18 protein-coding genes are annotated in these 18,760 nt (G+C 34.1%); 9 read left to right on the top strand and 9 right to left on the bottom strand.

What is annotated here, in order from left to right; genetic code table 11:
• The first annotated feature begins 84 nt into the window (after positions 1 to 84).
• The 7 genes from HM985_RS12260 to ftsY all read left to right on the top strand — a co-directional run bounded on the left by HM985_RS12260 (position 85) and on the right by ftsY (position 4,177).
• Positions 85 to 696 (top strand): fumarylacetoacetate hydrolase family protein, encoded by a 612-nt coding sequence (locus tag HM985_RS12260; RefSeq protein ID WP_179376533.1) that lies wholly within the window; start codon positions 85 to 87, stop codon positions 694 to 696.
• On the top strand, positions 697 to 1,038 hold the full coding sequence (locus tag HM985_RS12255; protein ID WP_179376532.1) for an Hpt domain-containing protein: 342 nt from the start codon (positions 697 to 699) through the stop codon (positions 1,036 to 1,038).
• Between the two features lie 3 nt (positions 1,039 to 1,041).
• Complete coding sequence (locus HM985_RS12250) at positions 1,042 to 2,286, top strand: competence/damage-inducible protein A (protein ID WP_179376531.1); 1,245 nt, start codon at positions 1,042 to 1,044, stop codon at positions 2,284 to 2,286.
• Positions 2,287 to 2,399: 113 nt separating this feature from the next.
• Positions 2,400 to 2,636, top strand: coding sequence for a 50S ribosomal protein L28 (gene rpmB, locus HM985_RS12245; protein WP_173588130.1), 237 nt, complete (start codon positions 2,400 to 2,402; stop codon positions 2,634 to 2,636).
• A 30-nt stretch (positions 2,637 to 2,666) separates the two neighbouring features.
• Complete coding sequence (gene rpmG / locus HM985_RS12240) at positions 2,667 to 2,849, top strand: 50S ribosomal protein L33 (RefSeq protein WP_020896723.1); 183 nt, start codon at positions 2,667 to 2,669, stop codon at positions 2,847 to 2,849.
• Positions 2,850 to 2,855: 6 nt separating this feature from the next.
• The gene (locus tag HM985_RS12235) at positions 2,856 to 3,008 is read left to right on the top strand and encodes a DUF4295 domain-containing protein (protein WP_008271041.1); all 153 of its coding nucleotides are present in this window, start codon (positions 2,856 to 2,858) and stop codon (positions 3,006 to 3,008) included.
• 194 nt (positions 3,009 to 3,202) lie between these two features.
• Positions 3,203 to 4,177 (top strand): signal recognition particle-docking protein FtsY, encoded by a 975-nt coding sequence (ftsY, locus tag HM985_RS12230; RefSeq protein WP_179376530.1) that lies wholly within the window; start codon positions 3,203 to 3,205, stop codon positions 4,175 to 4,177.
• A gap of 62 nt (positions 4,178 to 4,239) precedes the next feature.
• Here the strand turns inward: ftsY and HM985_RS12225 are convergent, their stop codons facing one another.
• Both HM985_RS12225 and HM985_RS12220 read right to left on the bottom strand, forming a co-directional pair.
• Positions 4,240 to 6,444 carry a T9SS type B sorting domain-containing protein gene (locus HM985_RS12225; RefSeq protein ID WP_179376529.1) on the bottom strand — a complete coding sequence of 735 codons (2,205 nt, stop codon included), beginning with the start codon at positions 6,442 to 6,444 and terminating at the stop codon, positions 4,240 to 4,242.
• Between the two features lie 67 nt (positions 6,445 to 6,511).
• Positions 6,512 to 7,582 (bottom strand): serine hydrolase domain-containing protein, encoded by a 1,071-nt coding sequence (locus HM985_RS12220; RefSeq protein ID WP_179376528.1) that lies wholly within the window; start codon positions 7,580 to 7,582, stop codon positions 6,512 to 6,514.
• Between the two features lie 110 nt (positions 7,583 to 7,692).
• Between HM985_RS12220 and rimO the strand changes: the two genes are divergently transcribed.
• The gene (rimO, locus tag HM985_RS12215) at positions 7,693 to 8,994 is read left to right on the top strand and encodes a 30S ribosomal protein S12 methylthiotransferase RimO (protein ID WP_179376527.1); all 1,302 of its coding nucleotides are present in this window, start codon (positions 7,693 to 7,695) and stop codon (positions 8,992 to 8,994) included.
• A 160-nt stretch (positions 8,995 to 9,154) separates the two neighbouring features.
• Here the strand turns inward: rimO and HM985_RS12210 are convergent, their stop codons facing one another.
• From HM985_RS12210 to HM985_RS12195, 4 genes are all read right to left on the bottom strand, one after another.
• Positions 9,155 to 9,997 (bottom strand): aldo/keto reductase, encoded by an 843-nt coding sequence (locus HM985_RS12210; RefSeq protein ID WP_179376526.1) that lies wholly within the window; start codon positions 9,995 to 9,997, stop codon positions 9,155 to 9,157.
• Between the two features lie 102 nt (positions 9,998 to 10,099).
• Positions 10,100 to 11,101 carry an alpha/beta fold hydrolase gene (locus HM985_RS12205; protein ID WP_179376525.1) on the bottom strand — a complete coding sequence of 334 codons (1,002 nt, stop codon included), beginning with the start codon at positions 11,099 to 11,101 and terminating at the stop codon, positions 10,100 to 10,102.
• Between the two features lie 35 nt (positions 11,102 to 11,136).
• Positions 11,137 to 13,428, bottom strand: a complete 2,292-nt coding sequence (locus HM985_RS12200) for a TonB-dependent receptor family protein (RefSeq protein ID WP_179376524.1) — start codon at positions 13,426 to 13,428, stop codon at positions 11,137 to 11,139.
• Between the two features lie 41 nt (positions 13,429 to 13,469).
• Positions 13,470 to 14,765 (bottom strand): PQQ-dependent sugar dehydrogenase, encoded by a 1,296-nt coding sequence (locus tag HM985_RS12195; RefSeq protein WP_179335289.1) that lies wholly within the window; start codon positions 14,763 to 14,765, stop codon positions 13,470 to 13,472.
• A gap of 271 nt (positions 14,766 to 15,036) precedes the next feature.
• Between HM985_RS12195 and HM985_RS12190 the strand changes: the two genes are divergently transcribed.
• On the top strand, positions 15,037 to 16,158 hold the full coding sequence (locus HM985_RS12190) for a peptidoglycan DD-metalloendopeptidase family protein (RefSeq protein WP_179376523.1): 1,122 nt from the start codon (positions 15,037 to 15,039) through the stop codon (positions 16,156 to 16,158).
• Positions 16,159 to 16,205: 47 nt separating this feature from the next.
• Here HM985_RS12190 and HM985_RS12185 read toward each other — a convergent pair whose 3' ends face one another.
• The 3 genes from HM985_RS12185 to folE form a co-directional block, all read right to left on the bottom strand.
• On the bottom strand, positions 16,206 to 16,796 hold the full coding sequence (locus HM985_RS12185; protein ID WP_179376522.1) for an SET domain-containing protein: 591 nt from the start codon (positions 16,794 to 16,796) through the stop codon (positions 16,206 to 16,208).
• A gap of 153 nt (positions 16,797 to 16,949) precedes the next feature.
• Entirely contained in the window at positions 16,950 to 17,858 is a 909-nt protein-coding gene (locus HM985_RS12180) for an NAD(P)/FAD-dependent oxidoreductase (RefSeq protein WP_218843418.1), read from the bottom strand.
• A gap of 112 nt (positions 17,859 to 17,970) precedes the next feature.
• The gene (gene folE / locus HM985_RS12175; protein ID WP_179376579.1) at positions 17,971 to 18,543 is read right to left on the bottom strand and encodes a GTP cyclohydrolase I FolE; all 573 of its coding nucleotides are present in this window, start codon (positions 18,541 to 18,543) and stop codon (positions 17,971 to 17,973) included.
• Positions 18,544 to 18,760: the final 217 nt, after the last annotated feature.

Raw genomic sequence — 18,760 nt, 5'->3', positions numbered from 1 at the left:
GTCATTTCTGCGAATGAAGAAATTTACGATATAAAATAAATGTCAAATTAATAAGGTCACTGCTGTTGCAGGAATGAGAGAAATATGAAACTAATTTGTATAGGTCGTAACTACACAGACCACATCAAGGAACTAGAAAACGAAAAACCAACAGATCCTGTTATTTTTTTAAAACCAGATACAGCGATTTTATTAAAGAAGCAACCTTTTTTTATACCAGATTTTTCTGATGAAGTGCATCATGAAGTTGAGGTTCTGGTAAAAATCAATAAAGTAGGGAAGCATATTGATAAAAAATTTGCACATAAATATTATGACGACATTGGGCTTGGAATAGATTTTACGGCGCGAGATCTTCAATCGCAATTAAAAGAAAAAGGTTTACCATGGGAAAAGGCTAAAGCCTTTGATGGTGCTGCTGTTATTGGTAAATGGTTACCAAAAACGAAGTTTCAAAATATAGATAAAATTAATTTTAGCTTAAAGAAAAATGAAACAGTTGTACAACAGGGGAATACAGAACTTATGTTGTGGAAAATTGATGAAATCATCGAATATGTGTCAAAATATTTCACTTTAAAAATTGGGGATGTTATATTTACGGGCACACCAGCTGGTGTTGCAAAAGTTTTTGCAGAAGATCAACTAAAAGGATATCTTGAAGACGAGGAAATGTTTTCAATAAAAATTAAATAAATGTCAAAACATTATAAATTAGATCGTGTACGCGAATTGGCCGATGGTGATGAAGATTTTGTTTCAGCAATCGCAGCAGCGTTTATAGAGGAAGTACCAGAAGATGCAGAACGATTAAAAGTAGGTGTTCCTGGTAGAGATTTTAAAGATGTCTATCAAGCAGCTCATAAAATGAAGCCTACAATAGATATGTTTGAGCTCGGTGTTTTAGATACGCTAATCGAAGTACAAGATTGGGGAAAGTTTGAACAAAACGATAAAGATGTAACGATACAACTTCAAACTGTACTTACAGCCGTAGAGAATGCAACTAATGAAATTAAAGCCGATTTCGGACTATAATTAATGCAAGCAGAAATAATTACAATTGGAGATGAAATTCTAATTGGACAAATTGTTGATACAAATTCAGCATTTTTAGGAAAAGAATTCAATAAAATAGGAGTTTCAATTTATCAGATTACATCCGTTCAAGATGATAAGTCTCATATTCTTAAAGCTTTAAAGGAAGCAGAAGAAAATGCGGATATTATTATTGTTACTGGAGGACTAGGTCCAACTAAAGACGATATTACGAAACATACTATTTGTGAGTATTTTGATGATGTTTTAGTTGAAGATAAAGCTGTTTTAGAGAATGTGGAACAGATTTTTTCAAAACATAAATCACCATTATTAACGGTTAATAAGCAGCAAGCACTCGTGCCTTCTAAGTCTAAGGTATTGATGAATCATAATGGAACTGCACCAGGAATGTGGATTGAAAAAAACGGTAAAGTGTTTGTGTCACTGCCAGGTGTTCCTTTTGAGATGAAAGCTTTAATTACTGAGCAAGTCATTCCTGAACTAAGTGCTAAATTTAAGTTTCCTTATATTATGCATAAAACCATACTAACCTATGGTCTAGGTGAGAGTGCATTAGCAGAGCGTATTGGAGTTTGGGAAGACAGTCTGCCAAAATTTATAAAATTAGCTTATTTGCCAAGTTTAGGTCGTGTGCGCTTGCGCTTGTCCGCAAAGGGAAATAACAAAATTGTGGTAGAAGATGAAATTCAAAAACAAGTCAATTTGTTATTACCTCAGATAGATGATATTTTTGTAGGTTATGAAGAAGATCAATCGATTGAAGCTGTAATTGGTCGGCAATTGACCGAAATGGGTAAGACCTTAGCTGTGGCAGAAAGTTGTACTGGAGGATTTGTAAGTCAATCTTTTACAGCAAATGCAGGTTCATCAGCTTTTTTTAAAGGAGGAGTTGTGCCTTATGCAACGGAGTCTAAAATTAAGATTTTAGGGATTTCAAAAACTATTATAGATGAACATTCTGTAGTGAGCAGAGAAGTAGCGGAAGCTATGGCTACAAGCGTAAGAGCTTTATTTAATAGTGATTTTGCAATTAGTACAACAGGTAATGCAGGACCATCAAAAGGCGACTCTGATGTCGAAGTTGGAACCGTTTGTATTGCTATTGCAACAAAAAACACCGTAATATCAGAAGTTTTTAACTTTGGAAAGCATCGTGAAAACGTGATTGGAAGGGCTACAAACAAGGCTTTTAGCATGCTTCAAAAAGAAATTTTGAAAAAGTAGCAATTTAAATTTGCTGAAATGTAAAGTTTTATTAAATTTGCACCCTTGTTTAAAATATCCAATAGCGAATATTTAAATAAACATAATAATAATACACCTAAAGAAAGAATACAATGTCAAGAGTTTGTGAACTTACTGGGAAGAAAGCGATGGTTGGAAACAATGTTTCTCACGCAATGAATAAAACTAAACGCAAGTTTGATGCAAACTTGATAAAGAAACGTTTTTATATTCCTGAAGAAGATAAGTGGGTAACATTAAAAGTTTCTACGTCAGCATTAAAGACTATCAATAAAATTGGTATCGAAGCAATGTTGAAAGAAGCTAGAGCAAAAGGATTTTATAAATAATAGCGTTTTTTACGCTTAAGTCGATTTACAATGGCAAAAAGAGGAAATAGAATACAAGTGATCTTAGAGTGCACAGAGCACAAGACTTCTGGTCAACCAGGAACATCAAGATACATTACAACAAAAAATAAGAAGAATACGCCAGATCGTATGGAGATTAAGAAATTTAATCCTATCCTTAAGCGTATGACAGTTCATAAAGAGATAAAATAAGAAACCATGGCAAAGAAATCAGTAGCATCTTTACAGACAGGATCAAAGCGTTTGACAAAAGCGATAAAAATGGTAAAATCACCAAAAACTGGAGCTTACATGTTTGTAGAATCAGTAATGGCACCAGAATTTGTCAATGACTTTTTAAATAAAAAATAATCTTTATTTACATATAGATTTATAAAACTGCTTTCATTTGAAAGCAGTTTTTTTATGTCTATATTTGAAAAGATCTGACAACTTAGCAGTAAATTGTTATAGGCAAGATTATTGTTTGTTACAAAATTGAATAACAATACTATTTGGGCGATATCACTATCTCTGTTTAAGTGTTGTTTAAATAGAACGATACAATGAGTTTTTTTAAAAAAATATTCTCTTCTGAAAAAAAAGAAACGCTAGATAAGGGATTGGAGAAATCTAAAACTTCTTTTTTTACCAAACTAAACAAAGCTGTTGCAGGAAAATCTAAAGTAGATGATGATGTCTTAGATAATCTTGAAGAAATCTTGGTAACTAGTGATGTTGGTGTAAATACCACATTAAAAGTGATTACCCGTATTGAAGAACGTGTAGCGCAAGACAAATATTTAGGGACTTCAGAGCTTAATAAAATTTTAAGAGAAGAAATAGCTGCTCTATTGTCCGAAACAAAGTCAGGCGAAGAAACAGAATACACAATTCCTGAATTACCAAAACAAGCAGATGGTTCTAAAACACCTTATGTTCTTATGGTTGTTGGTGTTAATGGAGTTGGTAAAACAACAACGATTGGTAAGCTAGCTTATCAGTTTAAAAAGAAGGGTTTAAATGTGGTTCTTGGAGCAGCAGATACGTTTAGAGCTGCAGCAATAGATCAACTACAAGTTTGGGCAGATCGTGTAGACGTACCAATGATAAGACAAGAAATGGGGTCTGATCCTGCTTCTGTTGCTTTCGATGCATTGCAATCTGGTGTCAATCAAAATGCAGATGTTATTATTATCGATACAGCAGGACGTTTACATAATAAGGTTAATTTAATGAATGAGTTAACTAAAGTAAAACGTGTAATGCAAAAAGTAGTTCCAAACTCACCACACGACGTGTTATTGGTATTAGATGGTTCTACAGGTCAAAATGCTTTTGAACAAGCAAAACAGTTTACAGCAGCAACCGAAGTAACGTCTTTAGCAGTAACAAAATTAGATGGTACAGCAAAAGGGGGAGTGGTTATTGGTATTAGTGATCAATTTCAAATTCCAGTAAAATATATTGGAGTAGGAGAGGGTATTGAAGACCTACAAGTTTTTAATAAATATGAATTTGTAGACTCTTTCTTTAAGTAAGTATAAAGAATTAAGTAAGCATAAAAAAAGACCAATCTTATCTGAGATTGGTCTTTTTTATTTTACCGTTTTAGACTAAAATGACCTGTATAGCGTTGGCCATTTTCTCTAGTAACTACAAACCAATAATCTGAATTAGGTAGCATATTTCCTTTATAAGTACCATCCCAATACGCGTTGTAATCTAAAATTTTAAGGATTTTTCCATACCGATCAAATATTTTTATGGTTAATGAAGGTTCTGAATATGTATTTTCTATAAACCATGTATCATGATTTCCATCACCATTCGGCGTAAAGTACTTTGGGTAGTTTAATAAATAAATAATTTCTTCAGTAATACCACAACCATTTTTGTCTCTAACATAAACAGTATATTCACCTGCGGATAGATTTGTAAATTTAGTACTGTTTTGGTAATTGACATTATCTATTGAATATTCATAATCCCCTAAACTGACAGCCGATAGTTGAATTGTTATACTATTATCATTTTCAGACCAATCGTTAATATCAATTTGAGAAATTACAGCTGTGTTGGATAAGATGACTTCAAATTCCTTCGTAGAAGAACAAGTGTAATCAATATGCTCTTCAGTAATGGTGACAGAATAAAGACCTAAATTTTCTTCAGAAATAGTAATAATCTGTGTTGTTTCGCCTGTGGACCATAAGTAGCTATTAAAGCCGTAGCCTGCATCTATACTTATGGTATTATAACCAGCACAAATACCAACAAAATCATCTATTCCTATTATTGGGGTGTCTTCTAGATAGAGGATGATTTCAGCTATTTGATAGCATTGGTCTGGTGAGTCTATTCTAGCATAGACTATAACGGTATCTTGATACCAGTTGTAATTTTCTGGATCTAATATTTTACCTGCTTCATCGTAATTGTCAGCATCAAATAAATTTTCAAAATAACTAAAAACGCAATCTTCACAATCTACAATAATACCTTCATAAATGGTAATATCTATATTTTCTTCATAGTCGTTATCAGTGTCACAAATACTCGCTTCAACATTCGTTATAACTAAGGTTGGTGATACTATAGTGACTAATACAGGAAGCCTTATGTCACTTTCGCAACCGTTAACAGTTGCTTGAGCTCCATAATATGTAATGCCATCAATAAGAGCTGTTGTATTTGGAATTATAATACCATCGGTTGCTTCATTATACCAAATAGCTGTTGCGCTTACTTCAATAGTGCTGATGGTTGGTTGTTGAGTGGTGCAAAAAACTTGCTCAGAAGCTCCTGTTAAAGTTTCTGGTGTTGCTAAAACAACGACTATAAAGTCTTCTGAAGTAATTCGGCATGCTGCAGAATCTATATTTGTTCCGTTGGCAACAGTTAGTCGATATAAATAAGTGCCAGGAGTGCTAGTGTCGGTAAATAGATAATTGGTCGTAGTTTGTCCTGTTAGATCAACCCAAGTTTGACCGAGATCATCAGAGTATTGCCATTGGTATTGTGGATTTAAATACCCTGAAGAAACGTGAGATTGAAATGTATAGCTAACCAATTCATCTTCGCAAATGGTAACCGCGCTGTTAAGGTCATCGTTTATAAAATTGATAATTGTAGGTCCACAAGGTCTAAAAGCAATATCATCAAGTGCAATATCATTTCCTGGATGCGCACTTGGTGCAGAGTTTAGCATGGTGATAATTACCTCTTCATCATTATCTAATGTGAAAAAGAAGCCATACTGTTGCCAAATGCCCGAGGTTGTTTGTGAGATATCCCCTGTGTTATAGGATCCTAAAACGTTCCCCGCAGAATCACTAATTCTAAAAGTAACATCAGGATGGTATTCATCTGTTCCGACAGATGGGTTCATGAGATTCATTAAATAAGCAGAGAATTCGTAGGTTGTATTAGAGCAAAGTCCTGTTACCGATTTAGTATAAAATACACCTTCACTGGCTAAAACAGCACTATTAATAACCATCATATAGCCATTTGAATCTCCTGTGTGATCACTTGTGACATGCCATGCATTTGATTTTAAACCACTGGTTGTATTAGCAATTGTATATTCTCCTTCGTCTAATTCACCGGAATTACTATACGTAAATGCGGTAATGTCTGATCCCAATGCACCACCACGGTCTGAACCAGATCCAAAATCGATTTCAATAACGGGATCACCCAAACTGCCTTCGCATAATTGCGCATAGGTATGAATTGAATAAGAAAAAAATATAAAAAGTAGTAATTGATATTTTCTATGCAAAGTATTAGAATTTAAAGACATCTATTGGGTTGGTTGTTACCTTTTAGATGTGTTCTTTAAATAAAACTTGTGCTGTACTTAATTTTAATTAGTTAATAAAGGCATTAATTTTTTCCCATAGGTCAGTATCAAAACTTGATAGCGCAAAATTTTCGTCATCAGCAGCCTCGCCCATTCTAATTATAACGAGATCTTTACTTGGAACGACATATATTTTTTGATCATTTTTACCTAAAGCAGCAAATGTGTCACTAGGTGCATTGGGGATTATTTCATCTTGAAACTCAAATTGAGTTTTTGGTAAATGATAAGTGGATTTACCGTTTAGCCACCAAGAATAACCATAAGCTTCGTTGATCAATTGAGAAGTGTTAGTTGCATCGTACATAAAAAGTTCAGGAACTATTTGATCTGTTTCCCATTTTCCGTTGGCTAGAGATAATAAACCAAAGCGAGCCATGCTTCGTGCAGTACTCCAATAAACATTAGAGTTATCGGTTTGTAACCAAGCGCCAGACATTCCTATTTTAGCTTTTAATTTTGTATTAAAATAGTTAGACCAACTATCATGACTTGCAGCAGAAACGACATCTTGTAGCTTTAGATATACATTGTGATATGCCCAACGTTCTCCAGCATCTTCTAAATAATGAAGATGAGAGGTAGAAACGTCATCCCCCAAATTATCGTTTAAACCAGACGTCATTTCTAATAAGTTTCTAGAAGTGATAAGGTTTTCTTTTTCAAGAGACGCAGTGGTCCAACCTGTTCCTAAATAATCCGATACTTTCTCATTGATGTCAATTAGTCCTTCTTCTTGTGCAATACCAGCAATAGCAGCTGTTAGAGTCTTACCTGCACTTGCCCAATACCAAGGTGTAGAATCTGTATGATCACCAAAATAATGTTCTTCAACTATTTTTCCTTCATGAAGTATGATGAACGCTTTAGAATTTTTTTCTTCTAAAAAAGTTAATAAAGGTTCTAATTGACTATCGTCCCAATCAAGTTCGGCACTAGACGTTGTTTCCCATACATCAGAGTTTATAGGAGGGAAATATAAGCTTTCAGACGTTTCTGAAAGGGAAACATCATCTGTAGAGCAAGAAAAAGTGAATGCAAAAAATGAAATAAGTGCAATTAAATAGGTGGGTTTCATAAATCGAATTTTTTATAGGACTTTAAAAAGAGTAAAAAGTTTAATCTAGCTTGCTAGAAAGTAATTATCGTAAATCATTCCGTATCTTTGCCAACTGATTTATAAAAAGCATGAGAACAAAAACCATTAAAAAGAACAAAATTAACGTTATAACATTAGGTTGTAGTAAAAATGTTTACGACAGCGAAGTGTTGATGGGACAACTAAAAGCAAGTGGCAAAGAAGTTGTACATGAGGAAGAAGGTAATGTTGTTGTAATAAATACGTGTGGATTTATCAATAATGCTAAAGAAGAAAGTGTGAACACCATTTTGGAGTACATGCAGAAAAAAGAAGATGGCGAAGTCGATAAGGTTTTTGTTACAGGTTGTTTAAGCGAACGCTATAAGCCAGACTTAGAGAAGGAAATACCGAATGTAGATCAGTATTTTGGGACTACAGAATTACCAGGTTTATTAAAGGCCTTAGGTGCTGATTATAAACATGAATTAATTGGAGAACGTTTAACGACCACACCAAAGAATTACGCTTACTTAAAAATTGCAGAGGGTTGTGATAGACCTTGTAGTTTTTGTGCGATTCCCCTAATGAGAGGAAAGCATAAAAGTACGCCTATTGAAAACTTAGTGATTGAAGCAGAAAAGTTAGCAGCAAATGGTGTTAAAGAACTGATTCTTATTGCTCAAGATTTAACATACTACGGATTAGATATTTATAAGAAAAGAAATCTTGCAGAGTTGCTTGAGAACTTAGTTAAAGTTGAAGGTATTGAGTGGATTCGTTTACATTATGCATTCCCTACAGGTTTCCCGATGGATGTTTTAGACATTATGAAGCGTGAACCTAAAATTTGTAACTATTTAGATATTCCGTTACAACATATTTCTGATGACTTATTAAAATCGATGCGTCGTGGAACGACAAAAGCAAAGACGACTAAATTGATTCACGACTTCAGAGCTATTGTTCCTGAAATGACCATTAGAACAACACTTATTGTTGGTTATCCTGGAGAAACAGAAGCACATTTTCAAGAATTGAAACAATGGGTTTCAGAAATGCGTTTTGAACGTTTAGGTTGTTTTACCTATTCTCATGAAGAAAATACACATGCCTATAATTTAGAAGATGATGTTCCTGAAGAAGTAAAAATGGAACGTGTTAACCAGATTATGGAAATTCAATCTCAGATTTCTTGGGAATTAAATCAGACTAAAATCGGTCAAGAATTTAAAGTGGTTATTGACCGTAAAGAAGGGAACTACTTTGTTGGTCGTACAGAATTTGATTCTCCAGATGTTGATAACGAAGTTTTAATTGATGCGAGTAAAACCTATTTAAAAACAGGCGAATTTGCGACGATTAAAGTAACAGAAGCAGAGGATTTTGATCTTTATGGTGAAGTGATTTAATCATAACTATTTTATGCACTACGATAATCACTACTATAATAGTGTTCTAAATTTTTTATGATGGTACAAGTTCTCGTGATGTAGCTTGTACCATCATTTGTAAAATGCAAGCGCTGTTTCTAACAGCGTTTTCGCTTTTAAAAAGGCTTGTAATTAGAATTTAGATTCTGTCTGGCCAAAAAAGGGGATGTTCTCCGCTAAATCCAAATTCAGGTAGCTCATTTATGGTATTCATCTCTTCATTGGATAATTCAAAGTCATCTAAATTTATATTCTCTTCAATACGCGCTTTGGTGGTTGATTTCGGAATTACAATCACATCGTGCTGAATGATCCATCGAAGGCAAACTTTTGCAACCGTAGTATTGTGTGCTTTTGCAATGTCTTCTAAGACTTCATTTTCAAAAACCTTTCCTCTTGCTAAAGGAGACCATGATTCAACAACAATATGTTGTTTTTTGCAATAATTAACTAAATCTTCTTGCCAGTAACCTGGATGAAACTCTATTTGATTAACGGCTGGTTTTACCTTAGCAGTTTTAGATAAAGCTTCAAGATGTTCTTCAAAAAAATTACTGACACCTATAGATTTTATTTTTCCTTCGGCTTGTAATTCTTCCATAGCTCTCCAAGCCTCGGCATTAGCTTTTTCCCAATTCTCATAATTCTTAGCATTTGCTGGCCAATGAATAAGATACAAGTCTATATAATCTAAGCCTAGTTTCTTCAAAGATTTTTCAAATTCTTCTTTTGCCATGTCATAACCTAAATTTTCGCGCCATAACTTAGTCGTCACTAAAATTTCCTCTCTTGGAACTCCACTAGCTTTAATACCTTTTCCCACAGCTTCTTCGTTATTATAAGCGGCAGCGGTATCCAATAGTCTATACCCATTTAATAGCGCATGCTTAACAGATGCAATGCCTTCTTGTTCCGTAGCTTTATAAGTTCCAAAACCGATAATCGGAATGGTATGACCATCATTTAGAATTAGATTTTTCATAATTTATATCATTAAATTTTAGATATTCACTTTAAGGGTAAGATTAGGATAATAGCTATTCTTCTACTCAAACACTATTTATTCACCTAATTTAAAAAAATGCTATTGTTTTAGAAAAACAATTAACGGTTTTATAAAACTGTCAAACTTTTCGATGTGAGGCAAATGTCCAACGTTTTCTATTTCAACTAATTTGGCATTAGGGATTTTCTTTTGAGTGGCTGTGCCTAACTGATCATACAATCCCATGGTCTCTTTTACGTCTTCTGAAACAAGTCCTTTGCCCAAGGCTGTTCGATCTCTGGTTCCAATAATTAAAAGTGTTGGCGCGGTAATATTTTTAAATTCGTAAACCACAGGTTGTGTAAAAATCATGTCATAGGTTAATGCCGCATTCCAAGCTATGGTTTTATAATCTGAATTTAACGTCCAACCAGCTAGTAACTTGACCCACTGATCATATTCAGGTTTCCATTGGTTGTCGTAATAATTTTCTAGTTGGTATTTTTTAATGCCTTCAGAAGACTTTTTGAGTTCGTTTTTATACCACCATTCAACAGGTTGATACGGCACTTTTAATTTCCAATCTTCTAATCCAATGGGATTTTCTAAAACAAATTTTTCAACAGTTTCTGGATACATTAAAGCAAAGCGCGTAGCGAGCATACCTCCCATAGAATGTCCTAAAATCGCTGTTTTTTCAATATTTAAAGTATCTAGTAACGTTTTGGTGTTTTGTGCTAATTGCTGAAACGTATAATGAAAATGATCGGGTTTAGAGGATTTTCCAAATCCAATTTGATCGGGTACAATAACACGAAACCCTTCTTTAGTCAGCGCTTGAATCGTCGTTTTCCAATAGGCACCATTAAAATTCTTGCCGTGAAATAACACGATGTTTTTACCATTATAATTATCAGGCTTTTCATCCATATAAGCCATTTTTAATTCTTGCTCTTGTATGGTCAACTCTAACTTAGAAACAGGATATGGATATTTGTAATTTGCCAATTCAATATCTAACCATTGTAAACTGTCTGTTTGTGCCTTTGCAATTTGAAAGACGACTAAAAGTGTTAGTCCTATTAATAAATTCTTTTTCATAATTTTATTTTTATTGTGGTTTCCATGCTTTGAGATCAAATAGCGTATGCAATCTTAATGCCACTAAACCAATTTCTAGGCATTCCGGGATAATAATAACGTGGTTCTGAATTGCCAAAGCCTACGGCATTAATTAATACCGATGATGCATACTGTTCATCTGTAAAATTATTCACACCTATATTAATTTCAATATCGAAGTTCTTCGCAATAGAATTCTTGTAAGATAATTTGGTATTGAAAACGGTATAAGCATCCGAAGATAAAGTGTTAGCATCGTTTAATGGCATCTCTCCGATATGGATAAAATTAGTGTTTAAGTTGAAGTTTTTTAAGCCTAACTGAAGACCTCCATTCATTTTAACCTTAGGAATCCCAGTTAATTGATGGCCTGAGTAATCGTTTTGGTCATCAACAAAATCTATAAAACGATGGTCTGTAATTTCGGCATTAATGTAAGGTGAAAGTAAAAATCCATTTGTAAATTTCTGTGCATATGAAGCAGATAATTCAATACCTTTATGTTCTGTTTTACCAGCATTACGACCAATATATTGATCATCTCCAACGCGATCTGCTACCAATAAATTATCAATATCTAATAAGTATGCAGTAAGCTGAAATCGCAGTTTTCTTTTAAATAAAAATAGTTCACTACCAACTTCATAATTAAAACCTGTTTCAGGCCCTAGGTCTGGATTAATAACCCCTTCAGGCGTCAATGTTTCTTCAATAGAAGGGTAGTTAAAGCCTCTACTGATGTTTGCAAAAGCGTTTATGTTTGATGTAAATTGGTATAAGACGTTCAAATTAGGCGCAATTATGGGATCAAAATCACGATCCGCATTTTTGTTGTTTTCCCCCATATTAAAGTCATCTTTAAATTCGTAATTAGTGGTGTTGACATTAATACCTAATTGGGCTTTTAATTTTTTTGTAAAAGGTAATGTTACGGTAGCAAAGGCATTAAGGTTATTTCTGGTTTCTATATTATCACTAAGTAGTTCACCTTCTAAACTGCCATTGTTGGCGTTATTCTCGTAGAGATTTTCAATGGTTTTCCAATTATAGTCGTCTTTATAAAGTTCTCCACCAAAACTAAGTTGAGCGGTTTGATTTAAGAATTTAAAATCTTTGGCAAAGAGTGTTCTTATACCATAACCATTGGTGTATTCGTCTAGAATATTAAAAGGTCGCGGTTCATAATGATCGAGATAGTTGTAAAAAATTGACGTTGTATTACTAAAATGATCCGAAAAGCGATGGGTATAATTAAACCCTATTAAGACCTGTTTATTATCTTCAAAACCTTGGGCAGCATTCCATGTAAAAGCAGCTTGAGAAGGATCTTCATTAAATGCAGTTTCACCTATGGAACTCGGTATTTGTGCAAAATAATCAGTGAAGTTGATTAAAACTCCAATGTCATTCTTAGCATTAAATTTGTAATTTGAAGTCAGTAAAACGGCTTTTCGATTATAATTACTATTGTCACGAAACCCGTCTGATTTTAAATGGTCATAATTCAAGTTTATGGCTAATTTTTCATTTGCAGTAGCAACAGATACATTGTTTTTAATCAGTCCAAAACTCCCAATAGTAAGATTGCTCTTTATAAAGGTTTCTCCTTCTGAAGCTTGTGTTGAATTCAGTAATAAAGTACCTCCTAAATTGGTGCCGTATTGAGTTGCTTTTGGCCCTTTTACAATTTCTAAACTACCAATATCCTCAGGATCAAAAGCATCAATGGCTGTTTCTCCAATACCATTTGTAATGGGTATGCCGTTGAAATACGCGCGTATTTTATTAGTACCATAAAGTGTTCGAGAGCCCACACCTCTGATCACAATTCTGTTGGTGTTTAGGGCACCACTCTGAATATAAACTCCAGGTGTTTCGTTTAGAGCTGAAACCAAATCTACGGGACTATACTCGGCAAATTTTTGTGACGAAATTTTCGCTGTTGGAATTATAACTTGACTTTCTTTTTGATACGTTGAAGAGATGGTCACTTCCTCAAGGTTTAAAGTGTCTTCTAAAATAGAAAGTTGAAAAACACTGTTATTTTGAGTTAAGGTTACGGTCTTAATGTAATAATTAGGGTGTTTTAATTCAACAGATAATGGTAGCAGATAGGCTTTAGGTAAGGAAAAAACACCTTCCGCATTAGTTTTAGCAATGATTTTATGATCTAAGAGAACGGCAACATCAGATATGGGGCTGTTTGAATAATCATTCACATGACCACTAATGTTTTGGGTATATAATGGATTAATAAAGGCGGTTAAAGCAATAACCGCCAATAGTTTTAAAGGTGTAAATTTCATGTAGTAGTTGTAATGGTTGGTTTCTTTTAGATGCCGATATTTTAATTATTGTAACTCACTTTCCAAATAGTATTACCAGAGTCATCATTAACTAATAGGTCGCCAGATGGTGTAACAGCGACACAAACAGGTCTTCCGTAAACATCAGTGTCACTATCTTCACTTATAAATCCAGTTAAGAAATCTTGAGGTTTTCCTGTTGGTTTTCCGTTTTCAAAAGGTATAAAAACAACACGATATCCTGAAAGTACGGAACGGTTCCATGAACCATGCTGTCCAACAAAAATCCCATTTTTATATTTAGCAGGAAAATTACCTTCATCATAGAACGTTAGCCCTAATGACGCTGTATGTGGACCTACCGAAACATCAGGAACTATGGTTTTAGCGACTAGGTCTGGTGCTTCACCTTCTAATCTCGGATCTTCAATAGCCCCAAAATACGCATAAGGCCAACCGTAAAATCCGCCTTGCTTAACGCTAGTGACATAATCTGGTACTAGGTTATCTCCTAATTTATCGCGCTCATTTACTGCGGTCCAAAGTTCACCATTAACAGGATTCCAATCCATACCTACAGGATTTCTAAGTCCACTCGCGTAAATTTTTTCATTCGTGCCGTCTAAAGCGACTTCTAAGATATTAGCACGTCGAATTTCTTCATCCATGCCGTATTCTGCAACATTACTAGCAGAACCTACTGAAATATAAATTTTATCTTGTGCTTTGTTAGTAATAATATTTCGGGTCCAATGATTATTATAACCACCAGCAGGAAGGTTCACTATCTTTTCACCTTTTGAAGGATCTAAAGCTGTTTGTCCTGTTTTATAAGGGTACTTATAGAGTCCATCTGTATTAGCAACATAGAAATGGTTGTCAATAATAAGCATTCCTAAAGGTTGTTTTAAATCGTCTAGAAAGGTTTCTCTAAGTTCAATGGTGCCATCATTATTTTTATCTCGTAGAACGGTAATAAGACCTGCGCTATCTTTAGTATTAGCTTCGCAAACAAATAAATCTCCGTTTGGTGCGATGTAGGTCCATCGTGGATTTTTAAACCCGTCTGCCAATTTGGTCACCGTAAATCCCTCAGGAGCTACTGGCATTTTGCCTTCTGGCCAATCGACTAAGCTATTTTCTTTTCTAACAGATTCTGTTGTGTAGGGTTTAGGTAGAATCAATTCGCCTATAGTGGTCTGCACTGTATCTGCGGATTCTTCTGATATCGCTTCTTTTTCATCATCAGATACGGTCATTTTTTTCTCTCTTTCAGATTTACAGGATAACATGGAAATCATAAGAGCTATAATTAAGAGAGTATTTTTTGTTGTCATAATCGTTATTTTTTGGTTTGTTCAAAATTAAAGTTTTTGTTGTTTTTCTTTAACTCATTTAAAATTCGAATGGACTCAAATAGAGATATAACATACGGTTAACATTGATTATTAGCACTGTAATTAGCAGCCTTTAATTAAACGCTGTTACTACTGAGGTATCAGTTTACACTTTAAAGTTTAATCTTATTCTTATAATGATGTGATGTTTATAACTATATTTTAGACTTTCTATAACACTTTTTGGTATAATTTATGGTTATTATTAAGTATGAAATTGAACCTTATTTTCGTATTCCTTTTTTTAATTTTAGCATCTTGTAAACAAGTGCAGGACGTTGCTGATGTTATCACAAAACCTTCTGCACGAGTAATTTTTGAACGTGATTTTAAAAATAACGATAGTATTTTTCAACGTTATGAATTAGCCTATCGTAATGCCAAGCGAAATAATCTTGAATTGGATTTACCGTTAATGTTGCAATCAAAATCGGATACGTCGGATTTTAAAATTTTAGCCTATACTTTGAATTTACAGCGCGGTGAACGTTTTAAAATTGAATCGGATAGTGATGCCGATAGTTTGCAGCTAGCGATTGATGTGTTTTCATTTAAAAATGATTCGGTAGTTGAAGAAAAGTCAATGCTTTCGAATACATCAAGCTTAAATTATTTAGAGTTTGATGTGACCCAAACGGGAAGATATAAAATAGTAATACTTCCAAATCGAAAACAACAACGCAATTTTGGCCTAAAACTTTTCACTGAACCGACTTTAGCATTTCCAGTGAGTGGAAAAGATAATAAAGCGATTCAAAGTTTTTGGGGAGCCACACGGAGTGGGGGGCGTCGTTCACATGAAGGTATTGATATTTTTGCGAAACGCGGTACGCCTGTGGTTGCCGCAACAAAAGGCTTTATTTCAAAAACAGGAAATCGTGGCTTGGGCGGTAAACAAGTATGGCTCCGTGATGGACTTTTTGGTCAATCGCTTTATTATGCGCATTTGGATAGTATTGCGGTTTCTGGGGGCAATCGTGTTGAAATAGGAGATACCTTAGGGTTTGTTGGAAATACAGGAAATGCTATAACCACAAGTCCGCACTTGCATTTTGGGATTTACACAAGTGGCGGAGCTGTAAATCCTTTGCCGTTTGTAAAACAGCCTGATCCTATTGCGATTGTAAGCCTTCCATTAGCTTTGAATGGTGAAACACGTCTTAAAAGAAATGAATTGAGAGTGGGGGCCAATGTGAGGTCTACAAAACTTCAAGATATAGCCGCTAAAAGACCACTTAAAATTCTAGGTAAAACAGACCGTTGGTTTCATGTTCGCTTGAATGATACCGTACAGGGTTTTATACATGAGTCCTTGGTTAGAGAAATTGAATAAAGAGACTTCAGCATTGTTATCTGGTTTCAATAGTTTGAATGAGCCATTTATTTTCTTTCTGAGTAATAATTTTTTAAAATAGAATCCATTTCTTCCTCTCCTTTAGCGATACGATTAATTTTTAACCATAAATCATTTTTTATTAAGGGTTGTAAAGGCTGTTCGTTATCTAAAATTTTATTGAAAACAGACTTAATTTGAAGGTCCCAAATGTTATGGTAATTAACCAAATCATCAGGAAATACTATTTTTCTTTCTGTGCCTTCATCAAAAGCTTCAAAGGGTTCCGAAATATTTAAATAACCGTAATCATCTGTTAGTTGCTCGCCGGGTAGAATGTCTCTAACGGCAATTTCAAAGTCGTAAGCTGTAGTGAGGCAATTAGAATTAAAACTATGATTAACAAACCGTCCATTATCCCAACATAATACAAAGTTGCCTTTATTATTTCTATAAGAATAGGTGTCTAGAATCGTCTTATAAATAGAATCCATGGCGTTGAACATTTCGGGTGTAAATTCGCGATCTAACTGATCTAAAGCCCAAGTAATGGTGCCTGCTGGTATAAATTCAGTGGCAACAACTCCATAACCAATCTCTTGGCTTATAAATTTTAACTCTGTTTTTGGGTGAATCATATACTTTTATATTAAGTGTTTCCTTAATTAAAAATAATGTTTTTTTAGATTCAAAAACAAGTGGGTTGAAAATTATAATGGTAGTTATTTAACGATACTATTATTGGCATTTTTGCACCAATAATTTATAATATATAAAACATGTTGTTAAGTTTAAAATTCTACTTCAGTCATTTCATTATTAAGAAGTGCTCCAGCGGTAGTTCCTGAGGCAACAGCATGCGATACCGCTCGGAACGGACTTGAATTATCACCACAAGCAAAAATGTTTTCTACGGTTGTTTTTTGAAACATATCTACTTTTATAAGGCCCTGTTCTGTTAATTCGCAGCCCAATTGTTTTGGGATGTCGCTATGCTGTACAAATGCTGGTCTTGCGTAAATGGCTTTAAGTTGAAAGGTAGAATGGTCAGCAAAAATGATGTTTTTTAGATGGCCGTTTTTGTGATTTAAAGCTGTAATTTCTTTTTCAATAATAGGAATGTTATGGGTCTTAATTTTAGCAATTTGCTCTTGTGTTAAAGTCGATTTTCCATTAGTAAATATGGTGAGCTTTTTTGTCCAATTACTGATGAGTTGCGCATAGTGAAATGCAATATCACCATTAGCTAAAATACCTGTTTCTTCATTCTTTACTTCATAACCATGACAGTATGGGCAATGTATTATAGATATGCCCCAACATTCTGAAAATCCTTTTATATCAGGCATTATGTCCTTTACACCAGTGGCAAAAATGAGCTTTTCTGTTATAAATTTAACGTTGTTTTGAGTTGTGATTTCAAATCCATTGGGTGTTTTTACAGCACGTATAGCAAATCCATCATGGAATTTTACAGAAGAGTATTGTTCCACTTGTTCTTTGGCACTTGTTGCTATTTCTTTTGGTGTTTTGCCGTCTTGTGTAATAAAATTATGAGAATGTGGTGTCTGACGGTTGCAGGGGTTGCCACTATCTATTATTAATATATGTCGCAAGGCTCTACCTAAGGTCATTCCTGCGGAAAGCCCTGAATAGCTTCCTCCAATGATAATTATTTCAAATGCATTTTTAGCTGTCATAGTATCTAATTTTGAAAGTGAGATTAAAGGAAAAGGCAACGCTAAAGCTGTTAGCGTAAAACTACTTTGTTTAATAAATGTTCGCCTTGATAATTTTTCCATGGCTAATTTTTTAATGTGATATAATATTTAAAAATTCGTTTCGGATTGCAGTTTCGGAAAAACAACCTCCGTATTCTAAAGTGGTCGTAAAACTACTCTGGTCTTTTATTCCTCTTGTGGAAACACAAAGGTGTTTTGCTGTTACTGAAACAATAACATCCTTGGTGTCTAAAACATCTTGTAGATCATTTAAAATTTGAAGAACTAATCGTTCTTGAACCTGCGGGCGACGTGCATAATAATCAACTAAACGATTTATTTTAGATAGTCCAATAACTTTATCTTTAGGGATATATGCGACATGAGCATGTCCTATTATTGGAAGGAAGTGATGTTCGCAGGCAGAATCAATGGTGATATTTTGTTCCACAAGCATTTTTTTATAACCGTACTTATTTTTAAAGGTTGAAAGTTTCGGTTTATTTATTGGGTTTAATCCATAAAATAGCTCTTTTACATACATTTTTGCAAAACGATATGGTGTGCCAGACAAACTATCATCGGTTAAATCTAATCCCATCTCATGCATGATCATTTTAAAATGATTGTCTCCTATAATTTCAATTTGTTCTTTATCTCTCATATTTAAAAAATTATTCATATTATTGGATGTTATTATTTACGGCAATATGTCATATTATAAAAATGACCGAGAATAATGAATGTTGAAAAAAGAAACATAGTATATTCAAAAACTTCAGCTTCTAATTGCATTGAAATAGAGAACCCTATAAAAGCTAACCATAAAAAAATGCTAATTGGTTCTAAAAAGCGGCCATTAGTGGTTTTATAAATTGAAA

Source organism: Winogradskyella wichelsiae (genome assembly GCF_013403925.1).
Taxonomy (GTDB): domain Bacteria; phylum Bacteroidota; class Bacteroidia; order Flavobacteriales; family Flavobacteriaceae; genus Winogradskyella; species Winogradskyella wichelsiae.
Note: the sequence above shows the minus strand (reverse complement) of the source record. Positions and strands in the feature narration are given on the sequence as shown.

What these genes read in the sequence shown, in the direction of transcription:
- HM985_RS12210 (WP_179376526.1), bottom strand. Translation starts at nt 9,997, where the DNA reads ATGAAAAATCTAATTCTAAATGATGGTCATACCATTCCGATTATCGGT.
- HM985_RS12200 (WP_179376524.1), bottom strand. Translation starts at nt 13,428, where the DNA reads ATGAAATTTACACCTTTAAAACTATTGGCGGTTATTGCTTTAACCGCC.
- HM985_RS12250 (WP_179376531.1), top strand. Translation starts at nt 1,042, where the DNA reads ATGCAAGCAGAAATAATTACAATTGGAGATGAAATTCTAATTGGACAA.
- HM985_RS12260 (WP_179376533.1), top strand. Translation starts at nt 85, where the DNA reads ATGAAACTAATTTGTATAGGTCGTAACTACACAGACCACATCAAGGAA.
- ftsY (WP_179376530.1), top strand. Translation starts at nt 3,203, where the DNA reads ATGAGTTTTTTTAAAAAAATATTCTCTTCTGAAAAAAAAGAAACGCTA.
- rpmG (WP_020896723.1), top strand. Translation starts at nt 2,667, where the DNA reads ATGGCAAAAAGAGGAAATAGAATACAAGTGATCTTAGAGTGCACAGAG.
- HM985_RS12195 (WP_179335289.1), bottom strand. Translation starts at nt 14,765, where the DNA reads ATGACAACAAAAAATACTCTCTTAATTATAGCTCTTATGATTTCCATG.
- HM985_RS12220 (WP_179376528.1), bottom strand. Translation starts at nt 7,582, where the DNA reads ATGAAACCCACCTATTTAATTGCACTTATTTCATTTTTTGCATTCACT.
- HM985_RS12180 (WP_218843418.1), bottom strand. Translation starts at nt 17,858, where the DNA reads ATGACAGCTAAAAATGCATTTGAAATAATTATCATTGGAGGAAGCTAT.
- HM985_RS12225 (WP_179376529.1), bottom strand. Translation starts at nt 6,444, where the DNA reads ATGTCTTTAAATTCTAATACTTTGCATAGAAAATATCAATTACTACTT.
- HM985_RS12185 (WP_179376522.1), bottom strand. Translation starts at nt 16,796, where the DNA reads ATGATTCACCCAAAAACAGAGTTAAAATTTATAAGCCAAGAGATTGGT.
- rpmB (WP_173588130.1), top strand. Translation starts at nt 2,400, where the DNA reads ATGTCAAGAGTTTGTGAACTTACTGGGAAGAAAGCGATGGTTGGAAAC.
- folE (WP_179376579.1), bottom strand. Translation starts at nt 18,543, where the DNA reads ATGAGAGATAAAGAACAAATTGAAATTATAGGAGACAATCATTTTAAA.
- HM985_RS12205 (WP_179376525.1), bottom strand. Translation starts at nt 11,101, where the DNA reads ATGAAAAAGAATTTATTAATAGGACTAACACTTTTAGTCGTCTTTCAA.
- HM985_RS12190 (WP_179376523.1), top strand. Translation starts at nt 15,037, where the DNA reads ATGAAATTGAACCTTATTTTCGTATTCCTTTTTTTAATTTTAGCATCT.
- rimO (WP_179376527.1), top strand. Translation starts at nt 7,693, where the DNA reads ATGAGAACAAAAACCATTAAAAAGAACAAAATTAACGTTATAACATTA.
- HM985_RS12255 (WP_179376532.1), top strand. Translation starts at nt 697, where the DNA reads ATGTCAAAACATTATAAATTAGATCGTGTACGCGAATTGGCCGATGGT.
- HM985_RS12235 (WP_008271041.1), top strand. Translation starts at nt 2,856, where the DNA reads ATGGCAAAGAAATCAGTAGCATCTTTACAGACAGGATCAAAGCGTTTG.